Here is a 19,443-nt window from a genome sequence, read left to right as displayed (position 1 = left end):
GCGGCGCTTTGCGGTCAGTTTCCGGTCGGGAACCCACGGCGCTTGAACAGCGCGTTGACGTCCGGATCGCGGCCGCGGAAGGCCTTGTACGCTTCCTTGCGGTCGGTTTCGTTGCCCGTTTCCAACAGGATAGTCCGGAATTTGTCCGCCGTGGCCTTGTCCCAGACATTGCCGCTTTCCTCGAACGCGGCCCAGGTGTCGGCGTCCATCGTTTCCGACCACAGGTAGCTGTAATAGCCCGCCGAATAGGCGTCGGAGGAGAAGAGGTGATTGAACTGCGGCAGGCGGTGCCGCATCACGATCTCGCGCGGCATGTCCAAAGAGGCGAGCGTGTCGCGTTCGAACGCGTCGGGATCGGTCACCGGGGTGTCGCGATTGTGGAGTTGCATGTCCACAATGGCGGATGAGAGATATTCGACCGTGTCGAATCCCTGGTTGAACGTCGACGCCTTCTCGATCTTCTCCACCAGTGCCGCCGGAATCACCTCGCCGGTCTTGTAGTGCTTGGCGAAGCGGTTGAGCACATCGGGGGTCAGCAGCCAGTTTTCGTTCACCTGGCTGGGATATTCGACAAAGTCGCGCGGCGTGCCGGCGAGGCCCGGATAATAGACATTGCCGAGCAGGCTGTGCAGCGCATGGCCGAATTCGTGGAACAGCGTCGAAGCATCATCGATGCTGATCAGCGTCGGCTCGCCGCCGCCACCCTTGGTGAAGTTGTTGTTGTTCGACGCCAGCACGATATCGTCGCCGCGCAGCCCCGAACGGCTGCGATAGCTGGTCGCCCATGCCCCCGAACGCTTGCCGGCACGCGCGAAGTTATCGAGGTAGAAGACGCCGACCGTCTTGCCGAGGCGCTTGACCTCGAACGTCCGCACATCGGCCTGGAACACCGGAATCGTGCCGGTATTTTCCTTGAACTCAAGGTCGTAGAGCCGCCCGGCGGCGTAGAACATGGCGTTGACCATGTTGTTGAGCTCAAGATACGGCTTCACCTCGCTCTCATCGAGGTCATATTTCGCCTTGCGGACCTTCTCCGCATAATAGCGATAGTCCCAGCCCTCGATCTTGATCTTCGGCCCCTTGCCCGCTGCTGCTTCGGCATCGGCAAGCGCCTGCATGTCGGCGACCTCCTGCTTCACCCGACCGACCGCGGCGGGCCAGACCGACATCATCAGCTTGGTCGCATTCTCCGGCGTTTCGGCCATGGTGTCGTCCATGCGGTAATGCGCATGCGTCTTGAAGCCGAGCACCTTGGCGCGCTCCTGACGCAGCTTCAGGATGTTGGCAATGATCGCGTTGGTATCGGTCGCACCGCCATTGTCGCCGCGGTTGATATAGGCGTTGTAGACCTTCTCGCGCAGCGCGCGGTTGGTGGCGTACATCAGGAAGGGCTGCATCGACGAGCGGGTGTTCTTGACCGCCCATTTGCCCGCAGCCCCACGCGCCTTGGCCTCTTCGGCAAGGCTCGCCTTGAAGCTGTCGGGCAGGCCGGCAAGGTCGGCTTCGCTATCGATGATGATGGCGGTCTCTTCGTCCGCCAGCACGCGGCGGCTGAATTCGGTATAGGCAACCGACAGCTCGCCGTTGATCCGCTTGATCTCGGCCTTTTGCGCCTCGTTGAGCAGCGCGCCCGAGGTGACGTAATCGCGATAGGTCCGCTCGAGCAGGCGCATCTGCTGGGCGTTGAGGCCGAGCGTCTGGCGCTTGTCGTAGAGCGTCTTCACGCGTGCGAACATCTTGGGGTCGAGGCTGAGTTCGGTCGAGAAGGCCGACAGCTTCGGGCTCCATTCGCGCGCGATCTTCTGAACCTCGGGGCTGGCGAGGTTGCTGGTATAGACGCCCCATACCGGGAAGACGCGCGACAGCGACGTCGTCATCTTGGCCGGTGCCTCGATCGTGTTGGCGAAGGTCGGTGCCTCAGGATTGTCGCGCACTTTGGCGAACGCCGCACGCGCCTCGGCCATGCCCTTCTCGAACGCCGCCGGGAACATCGCCGGGGTGACCTTGTCCCACTGGGGAACGCCGTCGAACGGGCCGGGCCAGGTGTCGATCATCGGTGCTGGATCCACGGTAGCGGTTGCGGTTGGCGCGGCCGGGGTCTGGGCAGCGGCGGGCAGGATCGACAGGAGCGAGGCGGTGGCGAGCAAAATCGCGCCGGATACGGGCTTCATGAACTTCCCCTGGGAAATGGTGTGATAGCGGGATGATACGGCCCGGCGCATGCTTGGCAAGCCGGACGCGACGAATGGCGCGGCTGGTCGCAGCTTAATTCCTCCCCCGGGCAAGCTGAGGGAGGAATGCGATTACCCCCCGACGGTCTGTTCGATCGTGCCGAAGATCGGGTGGTGCTTGTCGTCCTCGGCCCAGATGCGGACGGTGTCGCCGGCCTTGAGGAACGGGGTCGTTGCCTGGCCGTCGCGGATCGTTTCGACGGTGCGAACTTCGGCGAGACAGGAATAGCCCACGCCACCCTGCGCGATCGGCTTGCCCGGGCCGCCTGTCGCATCGCGATTCGAGACGGTGCCCGATCCGATGATCGTGCCCGCCCCCAACGCGCGCGTCTTGGCGGCGTGCGCGATCAGCGTGCCGAAGTCGAAGGTCATGTCCTCACCCGCCTCGGCGCGGCCGAAGGGCTGACCGTTCAGATCGACCATCAGCTTCCGGTGCAGCTTGCCATCGCGCCACCAGTCGCCCAGCGCATCCGGCGTCACGAATACCGGCGAGAAGGCGCTGGCAGGTTTGGACTGGAAGAAGCCGAAGCCCTTGGCGAGTTCGCCCGGGATCAGGTTGCGCAGCGACACGTCGTTGGTGAGGCCGACAAGGCGAACGCTGGCGAGCGCTTCTTCCCGGCTCGCTCCCAGCGGGACGTCGCCGGTGACGACGACCACTTCGGCCTCGAGATCGCAGCCCCAGCTCTCGTCCGCCAGCGGGATCGGGTCGCGCGGGCCGAGAAAGCCGTCGCTGCCGCCCTGATACATCAGCGGATCGTGCCAGAAGCTGTCGGGCATTTCCGCGCCGCGCGCCTGCCGTACCAACGCAACATGGTTCACATAGGCCGAGCCATCGGCCCACTGGTACGCGCGCGGCAGTGGCGCAGCGGCCTCGCGCTCGTGGAACCGCTCGCGCGGGATGACTTCATGGTCGAGATCGGTGGCGAGGTTGCGCAACGCACCCTCATAGCGGTCCCAATCGTCGAGCGCCGCCTGCAACGTACCGACGATATGGCCGGCATCGGCATACCAGGCGAGGTCGCTCGACACGACGACGAGGCGACCGTCGCGCCCGTGCTTAAGACTGGCCAGTTTCACGCTGATTCTCCTGCTCAAGGATCGCCTGCCGTCTAACCGGCTGGTTTCGGTCGATTACCTTCGTCCCCTGCATTGACAGGCGCGAGCGCAACCCGCAACGCTCAACACATGTATTCCGAGCTTCAATTCCTGGAGCAAGGCGGCGAGATGGGTCGTCGTATTCGGGTGCATGACTGGACCGCAACGCCGCTGGGTCCGCCAGAAACTTGGCCGCAACCGCTGCGCTTTGCCCTGGGCATCTGCCTGAGTTCGGAGATGCCGACCGCGATCTATTGGGGTCCCGAGCTGCGGCTGTTCTACAACGATGCCTGGGCGCCGATTCCGGCGGAGCGGCACCCCGATGCGCTGGGCCGTCCCGGTGCCGAGGTCTGGCCCGAAATCTGGGACGTGGTCGGCCCGCAATTTGCGCGCGTTATCGAGTCCGGTGAAGGGTTCGCCACCTATGACCAGCGGCTCGACATGGAACGCGGCGGGAAGCCGCAGGAAACCTATTGGAATTACAGCTTCACTCCGATCCGCGACGAATTCGGCACGGTTTGCGGCATCCTCAATCAGGGCAATGAGACAACCGCGACGGTGCTGTCGCAGCGCGAACGCCGCGCGGAGATCGAACGGTTGCACGAGTTGTTCCAGCAGGCGCCCGGCGCGGTCGCGTTGCTGGAGGGGCCGGATCATGTCTTTGCGCTGACCAACCCGGCCTATCATGTGCTGACCGGACGCGCCGAGCTGATCGGCAAGCCCGTTGCGGAAGCGCTGCCCGAGATCATCGAACAGGGGTTCGTCGATCTGCTGGATCAGGTATTCGACACCGGCGTGGCCTATCGCGCGACCGGCCAGCCGGTTCAGCTCGTTCGCGACGGGGTAGCCGACACCCGTCTGGTCGATTTCGTCTTTCAACCGATCAAGGACAACGCAGGGACCACGACCGCGATCTTCATCGAGGCGAACGACGTCACCGAGCGCGTCGTCGCCGAGCAGCGGCTGCGCGAGAGCGAGGAGCGGCTCCAGCTTGCGCTGCAGGCGACCAACATCGTCGGCGTGTGGGACTGGGACCTGACGACGGACCAGCTGCGCACCGATGCGCGGCTTGCCCAGCTCTATGGCGTCGATCCGGCGCTGGCCGACAAGGGTGGGCCGAGTGAATCGTTCCTGGCCAATGTTCATCCGGCGGATTCGGAGCGCCTGCTGGCAGAAGTCCGTCAGGCAGTCCGCAGCGGCGACCGCTTTTCCAGCGAGTACCGGTTGGTCGATCGCGACGGGCGGGTACGCTGGGTCGCTGCGCAGGGCCGCTGCACCTATGACGCCGAGGGACGCGCGATACGCTTTCCCGGCGTTATTTTCGAAGTCACGGAGCGGCGCGAGGCGGAGGAAGCCGCGCGCAAGGCCGCCGCCGATCTGGAGGCGGCGACCCAGGATCAGGCCTTTCTGTTCGACCTTGCCGGGCGCCAGCGTGCGCTGGATTCGCCCGAGGCGATCATGCGGCTCGGCGCGGCTGCGATTGCCGAACGGCTGGGGATCGACCGGGTCGGCTTCTACCGGGTCGCGGACGGCGATGCGGTTCAGTTCGGCCCCTGTGTGTCATCCGGCAAACTCCCGTCGCTGGAGGGTACGCAGCGCCTGGATATGGGCGCCGCCAATGCGATCTACCGTCAAGGTTTGACCTTGGTATCGCATGATGCCGCTGCGGATTCACGGTTTGTCGGCAGCGACCTGTCGCGTTATTCCCCCTCAGCAGTCGGCGTGCCGCTGATGCGCGGCGGGGCGTGGGTCGGGAGCCTCTACGCCAATCAGGCCGTGCCGCGCGAATGGCGGCCGGAGGAAGTCGCACTGATCGAGGCGGTCGCCCAGTCGAGCTGGGACGCGGTCGAGCGCGCCGCCGCCGTCATCGCGCTGCGCGAGAGCGAGACCAAGTTCCGCGCAATCGCCAATTCGATCGACCCGATGGTCTGGTCGACCCTGCCCGACGGCTATCACGATTACTATAATGACCGTTGGTACGAGTTCACCGGTGTCCCCTATGGATCGACCGATGGCGACGCGTGGAGCGACTTGTTCCACCCCGACGATCAGCCGCGCTCCTGGGCCATGTGGCGCGCGTGCCTCGAAAGCGGCGATCCCTATCATATCGAATATCGGTTGCGGCATCATAGCGGGGTGTATCGCTGGGTGCTCGGCCGGGCGCAGCCGGTGCGCGACGACGATGGCGCGATCACCCGCTGGTTCGGCACCTGCACCGACATTCAGGACATTGTCGATGCGCGCGAGGTGCTGACCCGGTCGCGGCAGGAGCTGGAACAGGCGGTCGAGGAGCGCACGCGCCAGCTGATGTCGGCCGAGGAACGGTTGCGCCAGGCGCACAAGATGGAAGCAGTCGGCCAGCTGACCGGCGGCATCGCGCATGATTTCAACAATATGCTCGCCGTGATCATCGGCTCGCTCGACATGCTCGAACGCCGGATCGCGCAGGGCGCGACCGATCTCGACCGCTATATCGTTGCGGCAAAGGATGGCGCGACCCGCGCCGCGGCGCTGACCCAGCGCCTGCTCGGCTTTGCGCGGCAGCAGCCGCTGGCGCCGGTTTCGCTCGACATCAACGCGCTGGTATCCGGCATGATCGAGCTGTTGATGCGGACGCTGGGCGAGAAGGTCACGGTCGAGACGCGGCTGCAGAGTCGGTTGGCGCCCGCGCTGGCGGACCCCAATCTGCTTGAGAATGTGATCCTGAACCTGTCGGTCAATGCGCGCGACGCGATGCACGAGGGCGGCAGGCTGACGATCGAGACCGCCAACCGCACGCTCGATGCGGGCGAGGCGGGCGAGCTGGGCCTGGCGACGGGGGATTATGTCGCGCTGATGGTCGCGGACACCGGGTCGGGCATGTCGGCGGAGGTGGCGGCGCGCGCGTTCGACCCGTTCTTCACCACCAAGGGCGTGGGCAAGGGCACCGGGCTCGGCCTGAGCCAGGTGTTCGGCTTTGCGCGCCAGTCGGGCGGCCATGTCGCGATCGACACGGCGCCGGGCCGCGGCACGCGCGTCACGCTGCTGCTGCCGCGCCATGACGTGGTGCCCGACGCGGTCGATCCGGCGACGGACGCGACGGCGCTGCGCACCGGATCGCCCGATGAGGTCGTGCTGGTCGTCGAGGACGAAGAGCGGGTGCGCAACCATTCGGTCGAGGCGCTGCGCGAACTGGGCTACACCGTGCTGCAGGCGCCCGACGGGATCGAGGCGTTGCGCATCATGGCGCGCGGGCAGCAGGCGATTTCGCTGTTGTTCACCGATGTGGTGATGCCGGAGATGACCGGCGACGAGCTGGCCCGCCGCGCGCGGGAACGGCAGCCGGGGCTCAAGGTGCTCTACACCAGCGGCTATACCCCCGATGAGAATGCGATCACCAATGATGCCGGGATCGCCGCCGCGCTGATCGCCAAGCCGTTCGGTGTGGCCCAGCTCGCCGCCAAGGTGCGTGCCGCGCTGGACGGCTGACCGCGCGATGCTGGACGCGCGCGCCCATGGAGACTAGGGGGACCGCGCATAAGCTGAAAGGATCGGATAGTTGGCGAACGTCGCGGTGATCGGCGCCCAGTGGGGCGATGAGGGGAAGGGCAAGATCGTTGACTGGCTCGCCAGCCGCGCTGACCTCGTCGTTCGCTTTCAGGGCGGGCATAATGCCGGTCACACGCTGGTCGTCGGCGACAAGGTTTACAAGCTGTCGCTGCTCCCGTCCGGCCTGGTGCGCGGCACGCTGTCGCTGATCGGCAATGGCGTGGTGTTCGACCCCTGGCATTTCCGGGACGAGATGGAGAAGCTGCGCGCGCAGGGCGTCGAGATCACGCCGCAGACGCTGCAGGTCGCCGAGACCGCGCCGCTGATCCTGCCCTTCCACCGCGACCTCGACGCGCTGCGCGAGGATGCGAGCGGGTCGGGCAAGATCGGCACGACGCGGCGCGGCATCGGCCCGGCGTATGAGGACAAGGTCGGCCGCCGCGCGATCCGCGTGTGCGACCTGGCACATCTCGACGATCTGGGGCCGCAGCTGGACCGGCTGTGCGCGCATCACGACGCGCTGCGTGCCGGGTTCGGGCAGCCGCCGATCGACCGCGACGCGCTGATCGCGGAACTGCGCGAGATTGCGCCGTCGGTGCTGCCCTATGCCGCGCCGGTATGGCTGACGCTGAAGGGTGCCAAGGAAGCGGGCAAACGCATCCTGTTCGAGGGTGCGCAGGGCGCGTTGCTCGACATCGACCATGGCACCTACCCGTTCGTTACCTCGTCCAACACGGTCAGCGGCGCGGCGGCGTCGGGTTCGGGCCTTGGCCCGGGGTCGGTCGGCTTCGTGCTTGGGATCGTCAAGGCGTACACGACGCGGGTCGGCTCCGGCCCCTTCCCGAGCGAGCAGGACAACGAGATCGGCGAACTGCTCGGCACGCGCGGGCGCGAGTTCGGCGTGGTCACGGGCCGCAAGCGCCGTTGTGGCTGGTTCGACGCGGTGCTGGTGCGCCAGTCGGTCGCACTGAGCGGGGTCACCGGCATCGCGCTGACCAAGCTCGACATTCTCGACGGGATGGAGACGTTGAAGATCTGCACCGGCTACACCGTCGGCGACAAGCATTACGATTATCTGCCCCCCAGCCCGCAGGATCAGGCGCGCGCGGTCGCGGTCTATGAGGAGATCGAGGGCTGGAGCGAATCGACGGCGGGTGCGCGTAGCTGGGCGCAGCTGCCTGCGCAGGCGATCAAGTACATTCGGCGGATCGAAGAGCTGATCGGGTGCCCGGTAGCGCTGGTCTCGACCAGCCCGGAGCGTGAGGACACGATCCTGGTCCGCGATCCGTTCGCGGACTGAAGGTAACCCGGACGCGGCGGACCGCGCCCGGGGACGAACCGTCAGTAAAAGGTCGAATTGGGTTCGGGCGCGGTGTCGCTCCCGCCCTGCGTCGGATCGGTCGGCTCGGCGCTCGGCTCGACGTCGGTCCGGTTGGACAGCGTCTCGGGCGCAATGGTGTCGTCGGGTGCGACTTCGTTGGTCATGTCATTCTGCAGCGGCGGTTCGATCTGCGGGGTGCCCATCGCGGCGATAGCGGCGGACGATCCGCCAAGGGCGATGAGGCTGAACAGCGTCTTGTGGCGCATAGAATACTCCTGATTACACGGCGCGGGTTGAACGCGCGTCGCGCAGCAGAAGTCGCACTGCGGTTCCTCAGCCCATCGGCAAAGGTGCCCGGCTCGCCCCTCAGCCGCGCCGGCAGAGCGGCCGGCCGATCAGCCGCATTGCGCACGGTGGAGCAGCTTCTGATCGGCGAGCACCAGCGCCATCATCGCTTCGACCACGGGCACGCCGCGAATGCCGACGCACGGGTCGTGGCGGCCCTTGGTGCGGATCTCGGTCGCCGCGCCGTCGCGGTTGATGGTTTCGACCGGAGTCAGGATCGAGCTGGTCGGCTTGAACGCGACGCGCACGCGGACCGGCTGGCCGGTCGAGATGCCTCCCGCGATGCCGCCGGCGTGATTGGCGAGGAATTCGGGGCCATTCGCGCCCGGCCGCATGGCGTCGGCATTGGCCTCACCCGACAGTGCCGCTGCCGCAAAGCCGTCGCCGATCTCGACGCCCTTGACCGCATTGATGCTCATCATCGCAGCTGCCAGCTCGCTGTCGAGCTTGGCATAGAGCGGCGCGCCCCAGCCCGCCGGAACGCCAGTCGCCTCGCACGCGATCACCGCGCCGAGTGACGAGCCGGCCTTGCGCGCGTCATCGACCAGTTGCTCCCAGCGCGCCGCCGCGTCGGGATCGGGGCAGAAGAAGGGATTGTTGCCGATCTCGGCCGCGTCGAAGTTCGTATAGTTGATCGCGTCGCCACCGATTGCTTCGACCCAAGCGGTGATCGTCACTCCCGGGATCACCTTGCGTGCCACCGCGCCCGCCGCGACGCGCATCGCCGTCTCGCGCGCCGAGGAGCGCCCGCCGCCGCGATAGTCGCGAAAACCGTATTTGGCGTCATAGGCGTAATCGGCATGGCCGGGACGATAGGCGCTCGCGACCTCCGAATAATCCTTTGAGCGCTGGTCGACATTGTCGATCAGCAAGCCGATCGGCGTGCCGGTGGTCCGCCCCTCGAACACGCCGGACAGGATGCGGACCTGATCCGGCTCCTGCCGCTGGGTGGTGAAGCGCGACTGGCCGGGGCGGCGCTTGTCGAGGAAGGGCTGGATATCGGCTTCGCTGAGGTCGAGGCGCGGCGGGCAACCATCGACTACGGCACCGATCGCGGGGCCATGGCTTTCGCCAAAGGTGGTGAAGCGCAGCACGCGGCCGAAGGTGTTGAAGCTCATGGCGTCATCCCTTGCCCAAACGCCGGAGATTTGGAAGCAAGAAGGGCGCTGGGCCGGGCAACGCCCGCTATGCCGGTGCCTGTTCTCCGAGCGCCGCGAATGCACCGGCATGGCTGGCAACGCCGCGCACGCCGCAGGGCAGCTTCCCGTCCTGCAGCGCCAGCGCCATCAGATAGTCCCCGGCATAGGGCGAGTCGAAGCCGCGCGCGAGGTCGGCGGCATAGCCGAATCGGCGATAATAAGACGGATCGCCGAGCACGAAGCTGAGCAGATAGCCCGCATCGCCAAGATGCTGGTGCCCGGCGGCGATCAGCGCCTCGGCCACGCCCTGCTGGCGATACGCCGCTTCCACCGCTACCGGCGCGAGCGCGACGGCGGCGAGGGGCACGTCGTTGACGGCCACCGCCATGCGGCTGAACGCGACCATGCCCGCGAGCGCGCCGGTCTCCTCGTCATCCGCGACAAGGGTCAGCACCATGTCGCCATCGATGCACAGCCGCTGGACCAGCAACGCCTCATCCGCCGCAGGAAAGCTGCGCCGCAACAGCGCGTCGATCGCGGCGACGTCACCGCCGGTGGCGGGGCGGATCGCGATCATAAACCCCTCTCCCCCTCGGGGGAGAGGGAGGGGCCCGCCGCCGCAGGCGGTGGGAGGGTGAGGGTAAGTGCCGATCGGATCGCGTCGGCGACGCCGTCGAGGTTGGTCATCACTTCGTGGTTGGTGAACCGCACAACCCGATATCCTTCTTGGGCCAAATAGGCGTCGCGGCGGGCATCACCCGCCGTTCCCGCTTCGGTGTAGTGCGTGTCACCATCAACTTCCACGACCAGTCGCGCGCTCTGGCATACGAAGTCGCCAAAATAGGGGCCGAGCCGTTGCTGGAAGCGGAATTTGTAGCCTTCGAGTCCGCGGTTCCGCAGCACGGCCCACAGCGACGCTTCAGCAGGGGTGCGATTGCGGCGCAGCTCGCGTGCGCGGGCTACGCTGCCGTCGTCACTGGAGAAGCTTGTTCTTCCCACTGACCCTCACCCTTCCCACGCCTGCGGCGTGGGCCCCTTCCCTCTCCCCCAAGGGGAGAGGGAGATTACACCAGCGCGATATCAGGGGCGTCTTCGGCTTTCATGCCGATGACGTGGTAGCCGGCGTCGACATGATGCGTTTCGCCGGTCACGCCAGAGGCGAGGTCGGAGAGCAAATAGAGGCCGGCGCCGCCGACATCCTCGATCGTCACGTTACGCTTCAAGGGGGCGTTGAGTTCGTTCCACTTGAGGATCAGACGGAAGTCGCCGATGCCCGATGCGGCGAGCGTCTTGATCGGACCGGCGCTGATCGCGTTGACGCGGATATTATCGCGACCGAGATCAACCGCGAGATACTGGACGCTGGTTTCCAGCGCCGCCTTGGCCACGCCCATGACGTTGTAGTGCGGGATCACCTTCTCCGCGCCGTAATAGCTGAGCGTCAGCAGCGATCCGCCGTTCGGCATCATCGCGCTCGCGCGCTTTGCCACCGCGACGAACGAATAGACGCTGATGTTCATCGTCATCAGGAAATTGTCGAGGCTGGTGTCGACATAGCCGCCGCGCAGCTCGTTCTTGTCCGAAAAGCCGATGGCGTGGACGACGAAGTCGATCGTCGGCCAGCGCTCCGCCAGCGTCTCGAACGTCTTGTCGAGCTCCGCCATGTCGCTGACGTCGCAGTCGATCAGGAAATCGCTGCCCAGTTCCGCCGCCAGCGGGCGCACGCGCCGCTCCAGCGCTTCGCCCTGATAGCTGAACGCCAGCTCAGCGCCCTGTTCGCGCAGCTTCTTGGCGATGCCCCATGCCAGCGAACGATCATTGGCGAGCCCCATGATGAGCCCGCGTTTTCCCTGCATCAATCCGGTCACGTCTTACCCTCCGGTCCCTCTTGCGGCTTCTCTAACCCGTTATCGGGCGTTTCTGCCAGTGCGGCGTTGAGCTCGGCGCCGATAACGACGCCAAAGCCGATGAGAAAGAAGAAGATGAGCGCGACCATCACGCCAGCGAGGCTGCCATAGGTCAGGCCATAGCCGCCGAACGTGCCGATCACTGCGGGCAGGGCGGTGGTGCAGCCCATCCACCACGCGGTGACGAAGGCGGGTCCGGGCCACTTCGGACAGGCGGACTTTCGGTAGCGCGACGGGGTCAGCGTGTAGAACAGGATATACATCGCGGCGAACAGCGCCAGCGCCGGGGCGATCCGCGAGATCGACAGGATTTGCGCCGTGCTCGCCGCGACAGGGATGAAGCGCCAGATGAACTGTTCGGCGGCGAGCAGGATGACCTGGAAGCTGAATGCCATCATCGCCAGGATGACCGAGGCAATCACCATGCCGATCGCCGCCAGCTTCAGCCGCCAAAAGGGCGTCACCGAAGGAATGCCATAGGCCTGACGCAGGATCGAGCGGATCGTTTCGATGAAGCCCGATGTGGTCCATAGCCCGACCAGCGCGCCGAGCCACAGCAACGAGCCCGAACGCCCCTCCAGCACCTCGATAATTGCCGGGCGCAGCAGATTGGCGACCTCTGGCGGGACGGTCTGCAGGAAAGCGCTGACCGCCTGAAGCCCGTCGCCGGTGCGACCGAACAGCCGCGCGATCGCTGCTGCAACGATGAAGAAGGGAAACAGCGTGACGAGGCTGAGATAGGCAAGGTTGCCGGCATGGGTGAAGCCTTCATTGAAGGCCCCAACCACCACCCGCTTCGTAACCACGATCATCCGATCGGTGACGCCGAGTTCCGACAGCCGCTGGTGAAAACCGTGGCGACGCGCCTCGGGCGATTCGGGGGAGATGGGATCGGTCACGTTACCCGTTCAGACGCCCAGCCGGGCGCGGGGGTTCCCCTGATCGGTCCAGTCGGCGACGAACTCGGCGAGCTTGGGGTCGGCCCCGGGGATTTCGATCATCAAGGTGACGAGCAGGTCGCCGCGCGCGGTCTTGCCGTGAAAGCCGCGATCCTTGAGGCGCAATGTCTTGCCCGAACTGGACCCGGCCGGAACCTTGAGGTTCACCGCCCCCTCGGGCGTGGGTACGCGCACCGTGGCACCCGCCACCGCCTCCTTGAGCGTTACGGGCAAGTCGAGGCGGATATGGTCGCCGTCGCGGGTGAAGAAGCGGTGCGGTTCGACCTCGATCGTCACGATCGCGTCGCCGTTGCCGCCCGGCCCGGCATCGCCCTTGCCCGCCAGGCGCATCTGGGTGCCGGTCTCGACGCCCTTGGGCAGTTTCAGGTCGATCGTCGATCCGTCGCGCAGCTGGATCCGCTGCGGCTTGAGCGCGGCGGCATCCTCGAACGGCACGCGCAGGCGATAGGCGACATTGGCACCCTTGGCGGGGGGCGGGCGGCGGCCGAAGCCGCTGGAGAATCCGCCCGGCTGCCCCGCCCCGGCGCGGCCGCCGAACAGCCCCTCAAGGATATCCTCGAACCCGGGGTCGCCGCCACCTCCGCCGAAATCGAACTGCGCGCCGCCCGGACGGAACCCGCCCTGCGGTCCGCCGCGCGCGCCACCGAACCCGGCGCCGAACGGCGAGGTCGGATTGCCGTCGCCATCGATCTCACCCCGGTCGAAGCGCGCGCGCTTGTCCTTGTCCATCAGCAGGTCATAGGCCTGCGTCACCGTGCCGAATTTCTCCGCGGCCTTGGGATTGTCCTGATTGCGGTCGGGATGCAGCTCTTTCGCGAGCTTGCGATACGCCTTTTTCACCTCATCCTCGCTGGCCCCGCGCGAGATTCCCAATGTCGAATACGGATCGGCCACGTTGTTTCCCTGTTGGCTATCGTTCGGCGTGTTAGCCCGCTACATCGGCGCGCACGGGCGATGTTGCAAGTCAGGCGGGCTGATCGAGCGGCTCGACGTCCACCGAAACCGTCATATCCTGCGCGCCCGATCCCAGCACGATGCCGTCGATCGGGGCGATGTCGGTATAGTCGCGGCCGATCGCGATGATGACATGGTCGCTCGCCATCCAGATGCCGTTGGTGGGATCGACCCCGACCCAGCCGCGCTCGGGACCGCACCACAGCAAAACCCAGGCATGGGTCGCGTCGGCCCCGACGAGACGCGGCTGGCCAGGCGGGGGGAGCGTGCGCAGATAGCCCGAGGCATAGGCGGCAGGCAGGCCGGCGGCGCGCAGGCCCGAGATCATGATCTGGGCAAAGTCCTGACACACCCCGCCGCGCTTCAGGAACGCTTCACGCGGGGGGGTGTCGACCAGGGTCGCGGTGGGATCGAACGCGAACTCGTTCTGGATAAGACAGGCGAGCGCGATGGCGGCTTCGAGCGCGCCGCGTTCGGGATCCAGTTCCTGCGCGCACCACGCCGCAATGTCGCGGTCGAGCGGGATCAGCGGCGAGGGGAAGAGATAGGAGGCGGGGCTGGCCGGGCCCGCATCACGGCTGGCGCGCGCCTCCGCCGCGACCTGCGCCAGCGTGGGATCGTCGAAGCGGGGCATCGGCACCGGGCGGTCGACGGTGATCGTACAGCTGCTTTCGATCGTCAGGCTGCGCACCGCCTCTGTCACCACAAGCCGCACGACATTGGCGAGGCCCGCCTCGGCGCGCGCGGGCGCGGTGTCGCCGCCGGGCAGGATCGTCAGGCTGTAATCGTGCAGTTCCTGCCCCGACCAGTGGATCGGTTTCAGCCGCAAGTTGCAGCGGGCGAAGCCGACCGGCTCGGCATAGTCGAACCGGGTGACGTGGCGAATGGCGTAGCGCATCAGCCGACCACAAGCCCGGCGGCGCGCAACGGTTCCGACCCGTGGAGGAAATAGCGGCGGGCGACGGCTGCGGAGAGCGCGGCGAGCTTGTTGTCGGTGGCGTAGAGCTGATCGCGGCCGAAACTGGCGGCCTGTGCCGTCGCGACCATCGCGGCGAGTTCGCGCGCCAGCGCCTGTTGCGGCTCGGCGATGCCGTCATCGGACAGGCGTGGCAGCGCCTCAAGGTGCGCGGCGATCGCCGCCACCTGAAACGCGATGCCGCGTGGATTGCCGGGGTCGAGCGCGATCAGGTCGATCACCGGCACGCGGGCGATGCCGGTCAGATAGCGCTGACGATAGCTGATCTGGCTGTCGGCGAGGTCGAGCAAGGCCGACAGGTCGTCGCTGGTCGCTTGCGGATCGCCAAGCGCGAGCAGGGCGGAGACGGTTGCCACCGCGCGCTCGACCCGGCGGCCGAGGTCGTGGAAGCGCCATGCGTCGGTGCGGGCCATATGTTCGGACGACAGCCCGGCGAGCGCCGAATAGCGCCGCTGCAGCGACCCGGCGCGGTCGAGCGCGCTGCCGCGCGTCGGATAGGGCGCGTCGAGCAGACGGATCATGTCGGCGGACAGCCGGTCGCGGCTGACCGCACCAATCGCGCGCGCCTGACGGTTGATCGCACGCACGCTGTACCAGCCATCGGTGGCGTCCATCGCCGCCTCGGCAAAGCGGGTCAGCTGCGCGCGGCCAAGGCTGTCGGGCTGCGGCGCTGCGCCCGCCTGAACGACCAGCCCGACCAGCCGCCCGACGGTGTCGGCAGCGAGCGCAGCGCCGCTGTCGGCGCTGATCGAATGGCCGAGCAGCGCGCGGATCACGCCGAGCCGCGCCTCGCCGCGCTCGAGATAGCGGCCGAGCCAGAAGAGATTGTCGGCGACGCGGCTGGGCAGCGTGCCGGGGTTGCGGCGCAACTGGGTGGAATCGCTGCGCTGGAGCAAGGTGACCGGTGCGACCGGATCGCCGCCATGGATGACGACATCGGCGGACCAGTTGCCCTCCCCCATCACCGCCGCGCGCGCGTCAGGCTTGTCGCCGATCTGCGCGAAACCACCGGGCATGACGTGCCAGCGGCCATCCGCGCCGCGCGCCGCGAACACGCGCAGGGTGAAGGGGCGCGCCTCCAGCCGACCATCGCTGACCACCGGCATGGTCGACAGGCGCACCACTTCCTGACCGACATAATCCTGTGGGCGGCGATCGAGATCGGCGATCAGCGCAGCGCGCTGTTCGGGCGACATGGCAGAGCCGAGCATCGCTTCGGTCAGGACATTGGTCGGAACGCCAAACGCGGGCGCGATCACCATATTATCGAGGTCGCTCGCCACCTCGGCGCATTCGCGCGGCTGACCGCACCACCAGGTGGCGATATTGGCGAGCTTGAGGCTCTCCCCGGTGATGCGGGCACAAACGCGCGGAAGGAACGCGGCAAAGGCGGGTGCCTCCAGCATCCCGGCGCCCGGCGAATTGGCGATCACCACCTCCCCCTGCGCCATCGCGTCGATCAGGCCGGGCACGCCGATCGCCGAATGCGAATCGAACGCGAGCGGGTCGATCATGCGCGGATCGACACGGCGCCACAGCGCATCCACCCGCTTCAGGCCCGCAATGGTGCGCAGATAGACCCGGTCGTCGAGCACCGCGAGGTCGCCGCCCTCGACCAGCAGGAAACCGAGATAGCGCGCGAGATGCGCCTGTTCGGCATAGCTGGGGTTGAGGCGGCCGGGGGTCAGCAGCCCGATGCGCGGGTCGCTGCGGCGGCAACGCGCGGCGATCCCTTCGCGGAACGCGGCGAAGAAGGGCGCGTGCCGCTCGATATTGAGCCGCCCCTGCAACCCGCCGAGCATCCGCGCGATGGCGAGCCGGTTTTCGAGCGCATAGCCCGCCCCGGCGGGCGCGCGCAGATGATCGGCGAGCACGCGCCATTCCCCCGAAGGTCCGCGGCACAGGTCGAAGGCGACGAAGTGGAGATGGCAGCCGCCGGGCGGCTCCAGCCCCATCATCGGACGCAGGAAATAGGGGCTGCCGGTCAGCAGGGTCGCGGGCAGGCTGCCGCCGCGCACCAGGTTTTGCGGGCCATAGCTGTCCGCGAGGATCGCCTCGAGCAGGTCGGCGCGCTGCGCGACGCCGTCCGCAATCCCCTGCCACTCGGCCTTTTCGATCAGCAGCGGGATCGGCGAGAGCGGCCAGGGCCGTTCCTCGCCCTCGCCGGGAATGCGGAAACCGGTGCCGATATCCTCGGCATGGCGCTGTGCCCGCTCGCGCGCGGCAGTGAGGTCGTCGCCCGCGCGCTCCGCCAGCTCCTCGAGCACGGCATTCCACGCCGGATCGTCGAGCCCGGCGGCATAGAGCATGTCGGTGGCCGGGGTCGCCGCGCGATAGTCGGTCAGCCAGCGCCGCGCGACCGCCGCCATGTCTTCACCGATATCCGCAGCCGCGCTCGCCATGCATTGCCCCCTTTGCGGGTCTTTCTGTGACGGGCCGCGCCGGTGCGCGCAACAAGCTTTCGGTTCAGCCGCCTAAATGTCCGGCAGGATCTGATCCGCCTGACCCCAACCCGTGAGCGCACGTCCGGTTGCACGTTCCAGCAACAGGGCGGCGTCGCGCACGCTGAACAGCTGCGCGCTGTCGGCGTCGCGCAACTCGCTCCAGCTGACCGGCGCGGACACCGGTGCCCCCGGGCGGGCGCGGGCGACATAGGGCATCACCGCCGTGCTGCCGCGCTGGTTGCGCAAATAATCGATGAAGATGCGGCCCTTGCGATCGGCCTTTTTGAGGTTGGCGGTGAAGCGTTCGGGTTCGGCCTGCGCCAGCGCGCGGGCGAAGCGATCGGCAAAGGATTTGGCGGCGGGCCATTCTGCCTGCGGCGTCAGTGGTACAACCACATGCACGCCCTTGCCCCCAGTCAGCATCGGAAAGCTGGTCAGGCCCATATCGGCGAGATGCTGTTTGAGGTCCGCCGCCGCCGTCTTCACCTTGGCGAAGTCGAGCCCTTCGTCGGGGTCGAGATCGAACACCAGCCGGTCGGGCTTTTCGACATCCTCCACCCGGCTGCCCCAGCCGTGAAACTCGATCGTCCCCATCTGGACACAGGCACGCACGCCATCGGCGTCGTCGACCCACAGATAGGGTTCGGTCGATCCGTCCTTTTCGCGAATATCGACCTGATGGACATGCGCGCCGAAACTGCCCGCGTCATGTTTCTGGAAAAAGCACTGCTTCGCGCGGCCCTGTGGGCAGCGGACCAGGCTGATCGGGCGATGGGCGAGCCAGGGCAGCATGATCGGCGCGACGGCGGCGTAATAGTCGGCGAGGTCGCCCTTGGTGATCTTCGAATCGGGAAAGATCACGCGGTCGCGGCTGCTGATTTTCACGTCGCTGTGCGGCGCAGGCGGCGGCGGGGCGGCGGCTTCGGTCACGATCTCGTCGGCAGGCTTATCATCGCGCAGCGCGATGAAGCTGGCATGCCGAACGACATTCTCGGCAGTGAATTCCGCAAAGGCGACTTCGGCGACGAGCTTGGGTGAGACCCACTGTGCGCCGCGTGCGGCGACCTTCGGCACCTCGGCGGGCGGGGTCTTGCGTTCGATCCGGGCGAGCTTGTCCATCAGATCGGCCGAGTTGGTCGCGTTGAACCCGGTCCCAACCTTGCCGGCATAGCGCAGCGCGCCGTCCTCGTGCACGCCGAGCAGCAGCGATTTCAGCCCGCGTCCGCTCGCGCTGCTGGGCAGCCAGCCGAGGATCACGAATTCCTGCCGCCGCGTACATTTGATCTTGAGCCAGCTCTTGGTCCGCTTGCCGCGATAGGGGGCGTCGGCGCGCTTCGAGATGACGCCCTCATGCCCCTCGCGGCACATCGCCTCGAACAGCTTCTCGCCCGCGCCCAGCACATGTTCGGAAAAGAGCAGGCGCGGATCGGCGCCGTCGAGCAGGGTGCGCAGCCGCTCCTTGCGCTCGATCTGGGGCAGATCGGCCAGGTCTTCGCCGTCGAGTTCGAGCAGGTCGAAGGCAAAGAAGGCGAGGTCGCCGCTGCCGTTCGACAGCGCGTCCTGAAGCGTCGAGAAGTCGGGCTTGCCCTGTTTGAACGCGACCACCTCGCCATCGATCAGCGCGGATGCGGCGGGGAGCGTCGCAGCGGCCTCAGCAATGCCGGTGAACTTGTCGGTCCAGTCCAGCCCGCTGCGCGTGTAGACGCGTGGCCCACCCTTTCCGATCGCGACCAGTGCGCGATAGCCGTCATATTTCATCTCGTGCAGCCAGCCATTGCCGGCGGGGACGGAGTCGACCAGCGTGGCCAGTTGGGGTGGGCGGAAGGCGGGGGGCTTGGCGTCGCCCCGGCGTGGGCGGGGGGCGCTCGCGCTCTTGCCCTTCGCGCTAGACGATGGCGGCCCCGGCCTGCGCCGGGGCGACGGCTTTTTGCCCTCCGCAATCTCCTGCATCGTGCGGCCGGTGGCGACGCTGGTCAGGCCCGTCTCGACCAGCGCGTCGGTCGCGCCGGCATGGGCATCGTCGATCTTGCGCAGCAGCCAGTTTTCGCGCTTTTCCTTGCCGCGTGGCTTGAGGCGGATCAGCAGCCAGTCGCCCTTCATCCGCTCGCCTTCGAGGGTGAAGTGGAGATGGCCCTTGTCCAGATCCTTCGCGCTCTTGCCCGGGACCGGCGCCCATGTTCCGCGATCCCACAGCATGACCGTGCCGCCGCCATATTCACCCTTGGGAATTGTGCCCTCGAACGTCGCGTACGACATCGGATGGTCTTCGGTTCGCACCGCGAGGCGTTTTTCACCGGGGTCGAGGCTGGGGCCGCGCGTTACCGCCCAGCTTTTGAGCACGCCGTCCACTTCCAGCCGGAAATCCCAATGGAGGCGCGTCGCGTCATGCTTCTGGACCATGAAGGTCCGCCCTTCGCCCTTCGCGATCGCGCCGCGCGGCTCCGCCGTCTTCGCGAAGTCGCGCATCGCGTTGTAGCGTTCGAGCGGATCGGGTTTGGTCATACTCCCCTCCAGCTTTTGGATGCGGCCTCTTCTTCCCCCCTC

14 protein-coding genes are annotated in these 19,443 nt (G+C 67.0%); 2 read left to right on the top strand and 12 right to left on the bottom strand.

The window, feature by feature from the left end:
• Positions 1 to 14: 14 nt before the first annotated feature.
• Positions 15 to 2,171, bottom strand: coding sequence for a M3 family metallopeptidase (locus ACRYLO_RS18115; RefSeq protein ID WP_482661449.1), 2,157 nt, complete (start codon positions 2,169 to 2,171; stop codon positions 15 to 17).
• A gap of 132 nt (positions 2,172 to 2,303) precedes the next feature.
• The gene (locus ACRYLO_RS18110; protein WP_482661448.1) at positions 2,304 to 3,308 is read right to left on the bottom strand and encodes a fumarylacetoacetate hydrolase family protein; all 1,005 of its coding nucleotides are present in this window, start codon (positions 3,306 to 3,308) and stop codon (positions 2,304 to 2,306) included.
• Positions 3,309 to 3,416: 108 nt separating this feature from the next.
• Between ACRYLO_RS18110 and ACRYLO_RS18105 the strand changes: the two genes are divergently transcribed.
• Both ACRYLO_RS18105 and ACRYLO_RS18100 read left to right on the top strand, forming a co-directional pair.
• The gene (locus ACRYLO_RS18105; protein ID WP_482661447.1) at positions 3,417 to 6,794 is read left to right on the top strand and encodes a PAS domain-containing protein; all 3,378 of its coding nucleotides are present in this window, start codon (positions 3,417 to 3,419) and stop codon (positions 6,792 to 6,794) included.
• 70 nt (positions 6,795 to 6,864) lie between these two features.
• The gene (locus ACRYLO_RS18100; RefSeq protein ID WP_482661446.1) at positions 6,865 to 8,154 is read left to right on the top strand and encodes an adenylosuccinate synthase; all 1,290 of its coding nucleotides are present in this window, start codon (positions 6,865 to 6,867) and stop codon (positions 8,152 to 8,154) included.
• 41 nt (positions 8,155 to 8,195) lie between these two features.
• Here ACRYLO_RS18100 and ACRYLO_RS18095 read toward each other — a convergent pair whose 3' ends face one another.
• From ACRYLO_RS18095 to ligD, 10 genes are all read right to left on the bottom strand, one after another.
• Positions 8,196 to 8,441, bottom strand: a complete 246-nt coding sequence (locus ACRYLO_RS18095; protein ID WP_482661445.1) for a hypothetical protein — start codon at positions 8,439 to 8,441, stop codon at positions 8,196 to 8,198.
• Positions 8,442 to 8,570: 129 nt separating this feature from the next.
• The gene (aroC, locus tag ACRYLO_RS18090) at positions 8,571 to 9,638 is read right to left on the bottom strand and encodes a chorismate synthase (protein WP_482661444.1); all 1,068 of its coding nucleotides are present in this window, start codon (positions 9,636 to 9,638) and stop codon (positions 8,571 to 8,573) included.
• A 67-nt stretch (positions 9,639 to 9,705) separates the two neighbouring features.
• A complete protein-coding gene (locus ACRYLO_RS18085) occupies positions 9,706 to 10,236 on the bottom strand; it encodes a GNAT family N-acetyltransferase (protein WP_482661443.1) in 531 nt (176 codons plus the stop codon).
• Complete coding sequence (locus tag ACRYLO_RS18080; RefSeq protein ID WP_482661442.1) at positions 10,233 to 10,658, bottom strand: endonuclease domain-containing protein; 426 nt, start codon at positions 10,656 to 10,658, stop codon at positions 10,233 to 10,235. The genes ACRYLO_RS18085 and ACRYLO_RS18080 overlap by 4 nt, the downstream gene beginning before the upstream one ends.
• Positions 10,659 to 10,723: 65 nt before the next feature.
• Entirely contained in the window at positions 10,724 to 11,527 is an 804-nt protein-coding gene (fabI, locus tag ACRYLO_RS18075; protein WP_294016358.1) for an enoyl-ACP reductase FabI, read from the bottom strand.
• Positions 11,524 to 12,465, bottom strand: coding sequence for a YihY/virulence factor BrkB family protein (locus ACRYLO_RS18070; RefSeq protein WP_482661441.1), 942 nt, complete (start codon positions 12,463 to 12,465; stop codon positions 11,524 to 11,526). Before ACRYLO_RS18070 ends, fabI begins: the two co-directional genes overlap by 4 nt.
• 9 nt (positions 12,466 to 12,474) lie before the next feature.
• Positions 12,475 to 13,419: a DnaJ C-terminal domain-containing protein gene (locus ACRYLO_RS18065; protein ID WP_482661440.1), complete on the bottom strand. Its 945-nt coding sequence runs from the start codon at positions 13,417 to 13,419 to the stop codon at positions 12,475 to 12,477.
• Positions 13,420 to 13,489: 70 nt separating this feature from the next.
• Complete coding sequence (locus ACRYLO_RS18060) at positions 13,490 to 14,377, bottom strand: transglutaminase family protein (RefSeq protein ID WP_482661439.1); 888 nt, start codon at positions 14,375 to 14,377, stop codon at positions 13,490 to 13,492.
• A complete protein-coding gene (locus ACRYLO_RS18055) occupies positions 14,377 to 16,857 on the bottom strand; it encodes a circularly permuted type 2 ATP-grasp protein (protein ID WP_482661438.1) in 2,481 nt (826 codons plus the stop codon). The genes ACRYLO_RS18060 and ACRYLO_RS18055 overlap by 1 nt, the downstream gene beginning before the upstream one ends.
• A gap of 72 nt (positions 16,858 to 16,929) precedes the next feature.
• Entirely contained in the window at positions 16,930 to 19,401 is a 2,472-nt protein-coding gene (gene ligD, locus ACRYLO_RS18050; protein ID WP_482661437.1) for a DNA ligase D, read from the bottom strand.
• Positions 19,402 to 19,443 lie beyond the last annotated feature (42 nt).

The sequence above is a fragment of the Sphingomonas sp. SDUR79 genome (assembly GCF_056821745.1).
Note: the sequence above shows the minus strand (reverse complement) of the source record. Positions and strands in the feature narration are given on the sequence as shown.

What these genes read in the sequence shown, in the direction of transcription:
- ACRYLO_RS18095 (WP_482661445.1), bottom strand. Translation starts at nt 8,441, where the DNA reads ATGCGCCACAAGACGCTGTTCAGCCTCATCGCCCTTGGCGGATCGTCC.
- aroC (WP_482661444.1), bottom strand. Translation starts at nt 9,638, where the DNA reads ATGAGCTTCAACACCTTCGGCCGCGTGCTGCGCTTCACCACCTTTGGC.
- ligD (WP_482661437.1), bottom strand. Translation starts at nt 19,401, where the DNA reads ATGACCAAACCCGATCCGCTCGAACGCTACAACGCGATGCGCGACTTC.
- ACRYLO_RS18055 (WP_482661438.1), bottom strand. Translation starts at nt 16,857, where the DNA reads ATGGCGAGCGCGGCTGCGGATATCGGTGAAGACATGGCGGCGGTCGCG.
- ACRYLO_RS18105 (WP_482661447.1), top strand. Translation starts at nt 3,417, where the DNA reads ATGTATTCCGAGCTTCAATTCCTGGAGCAAGGCGGCGAGATGGGTCGT.
- ACRYLO_RS18085 (WP_482661443.1), bottom strand. Translation starts at nt 10,236, where the DNA reads ATGATCGCGATCCGCCCCGCCACCGGCGGTGACGTCGCCGCGATCGAC.
- ACRYLO_RS18115 (WP_482661449.1), bottom strand. Translation starts at nt 2,171, where the DNA reads ATGAAGCCCGTATCCGGCGCGATTTTGCTCGCCACCGCCTCGCTCCTG.
- ACRYLO_RS18060 (WP_482661439.1), bottom strand. Translation starts at nt 14,377, where the DNA reads ATGCGCTACGCCATTCGCCACGTCACCCGGTTCGACTATGCCGAGCCG.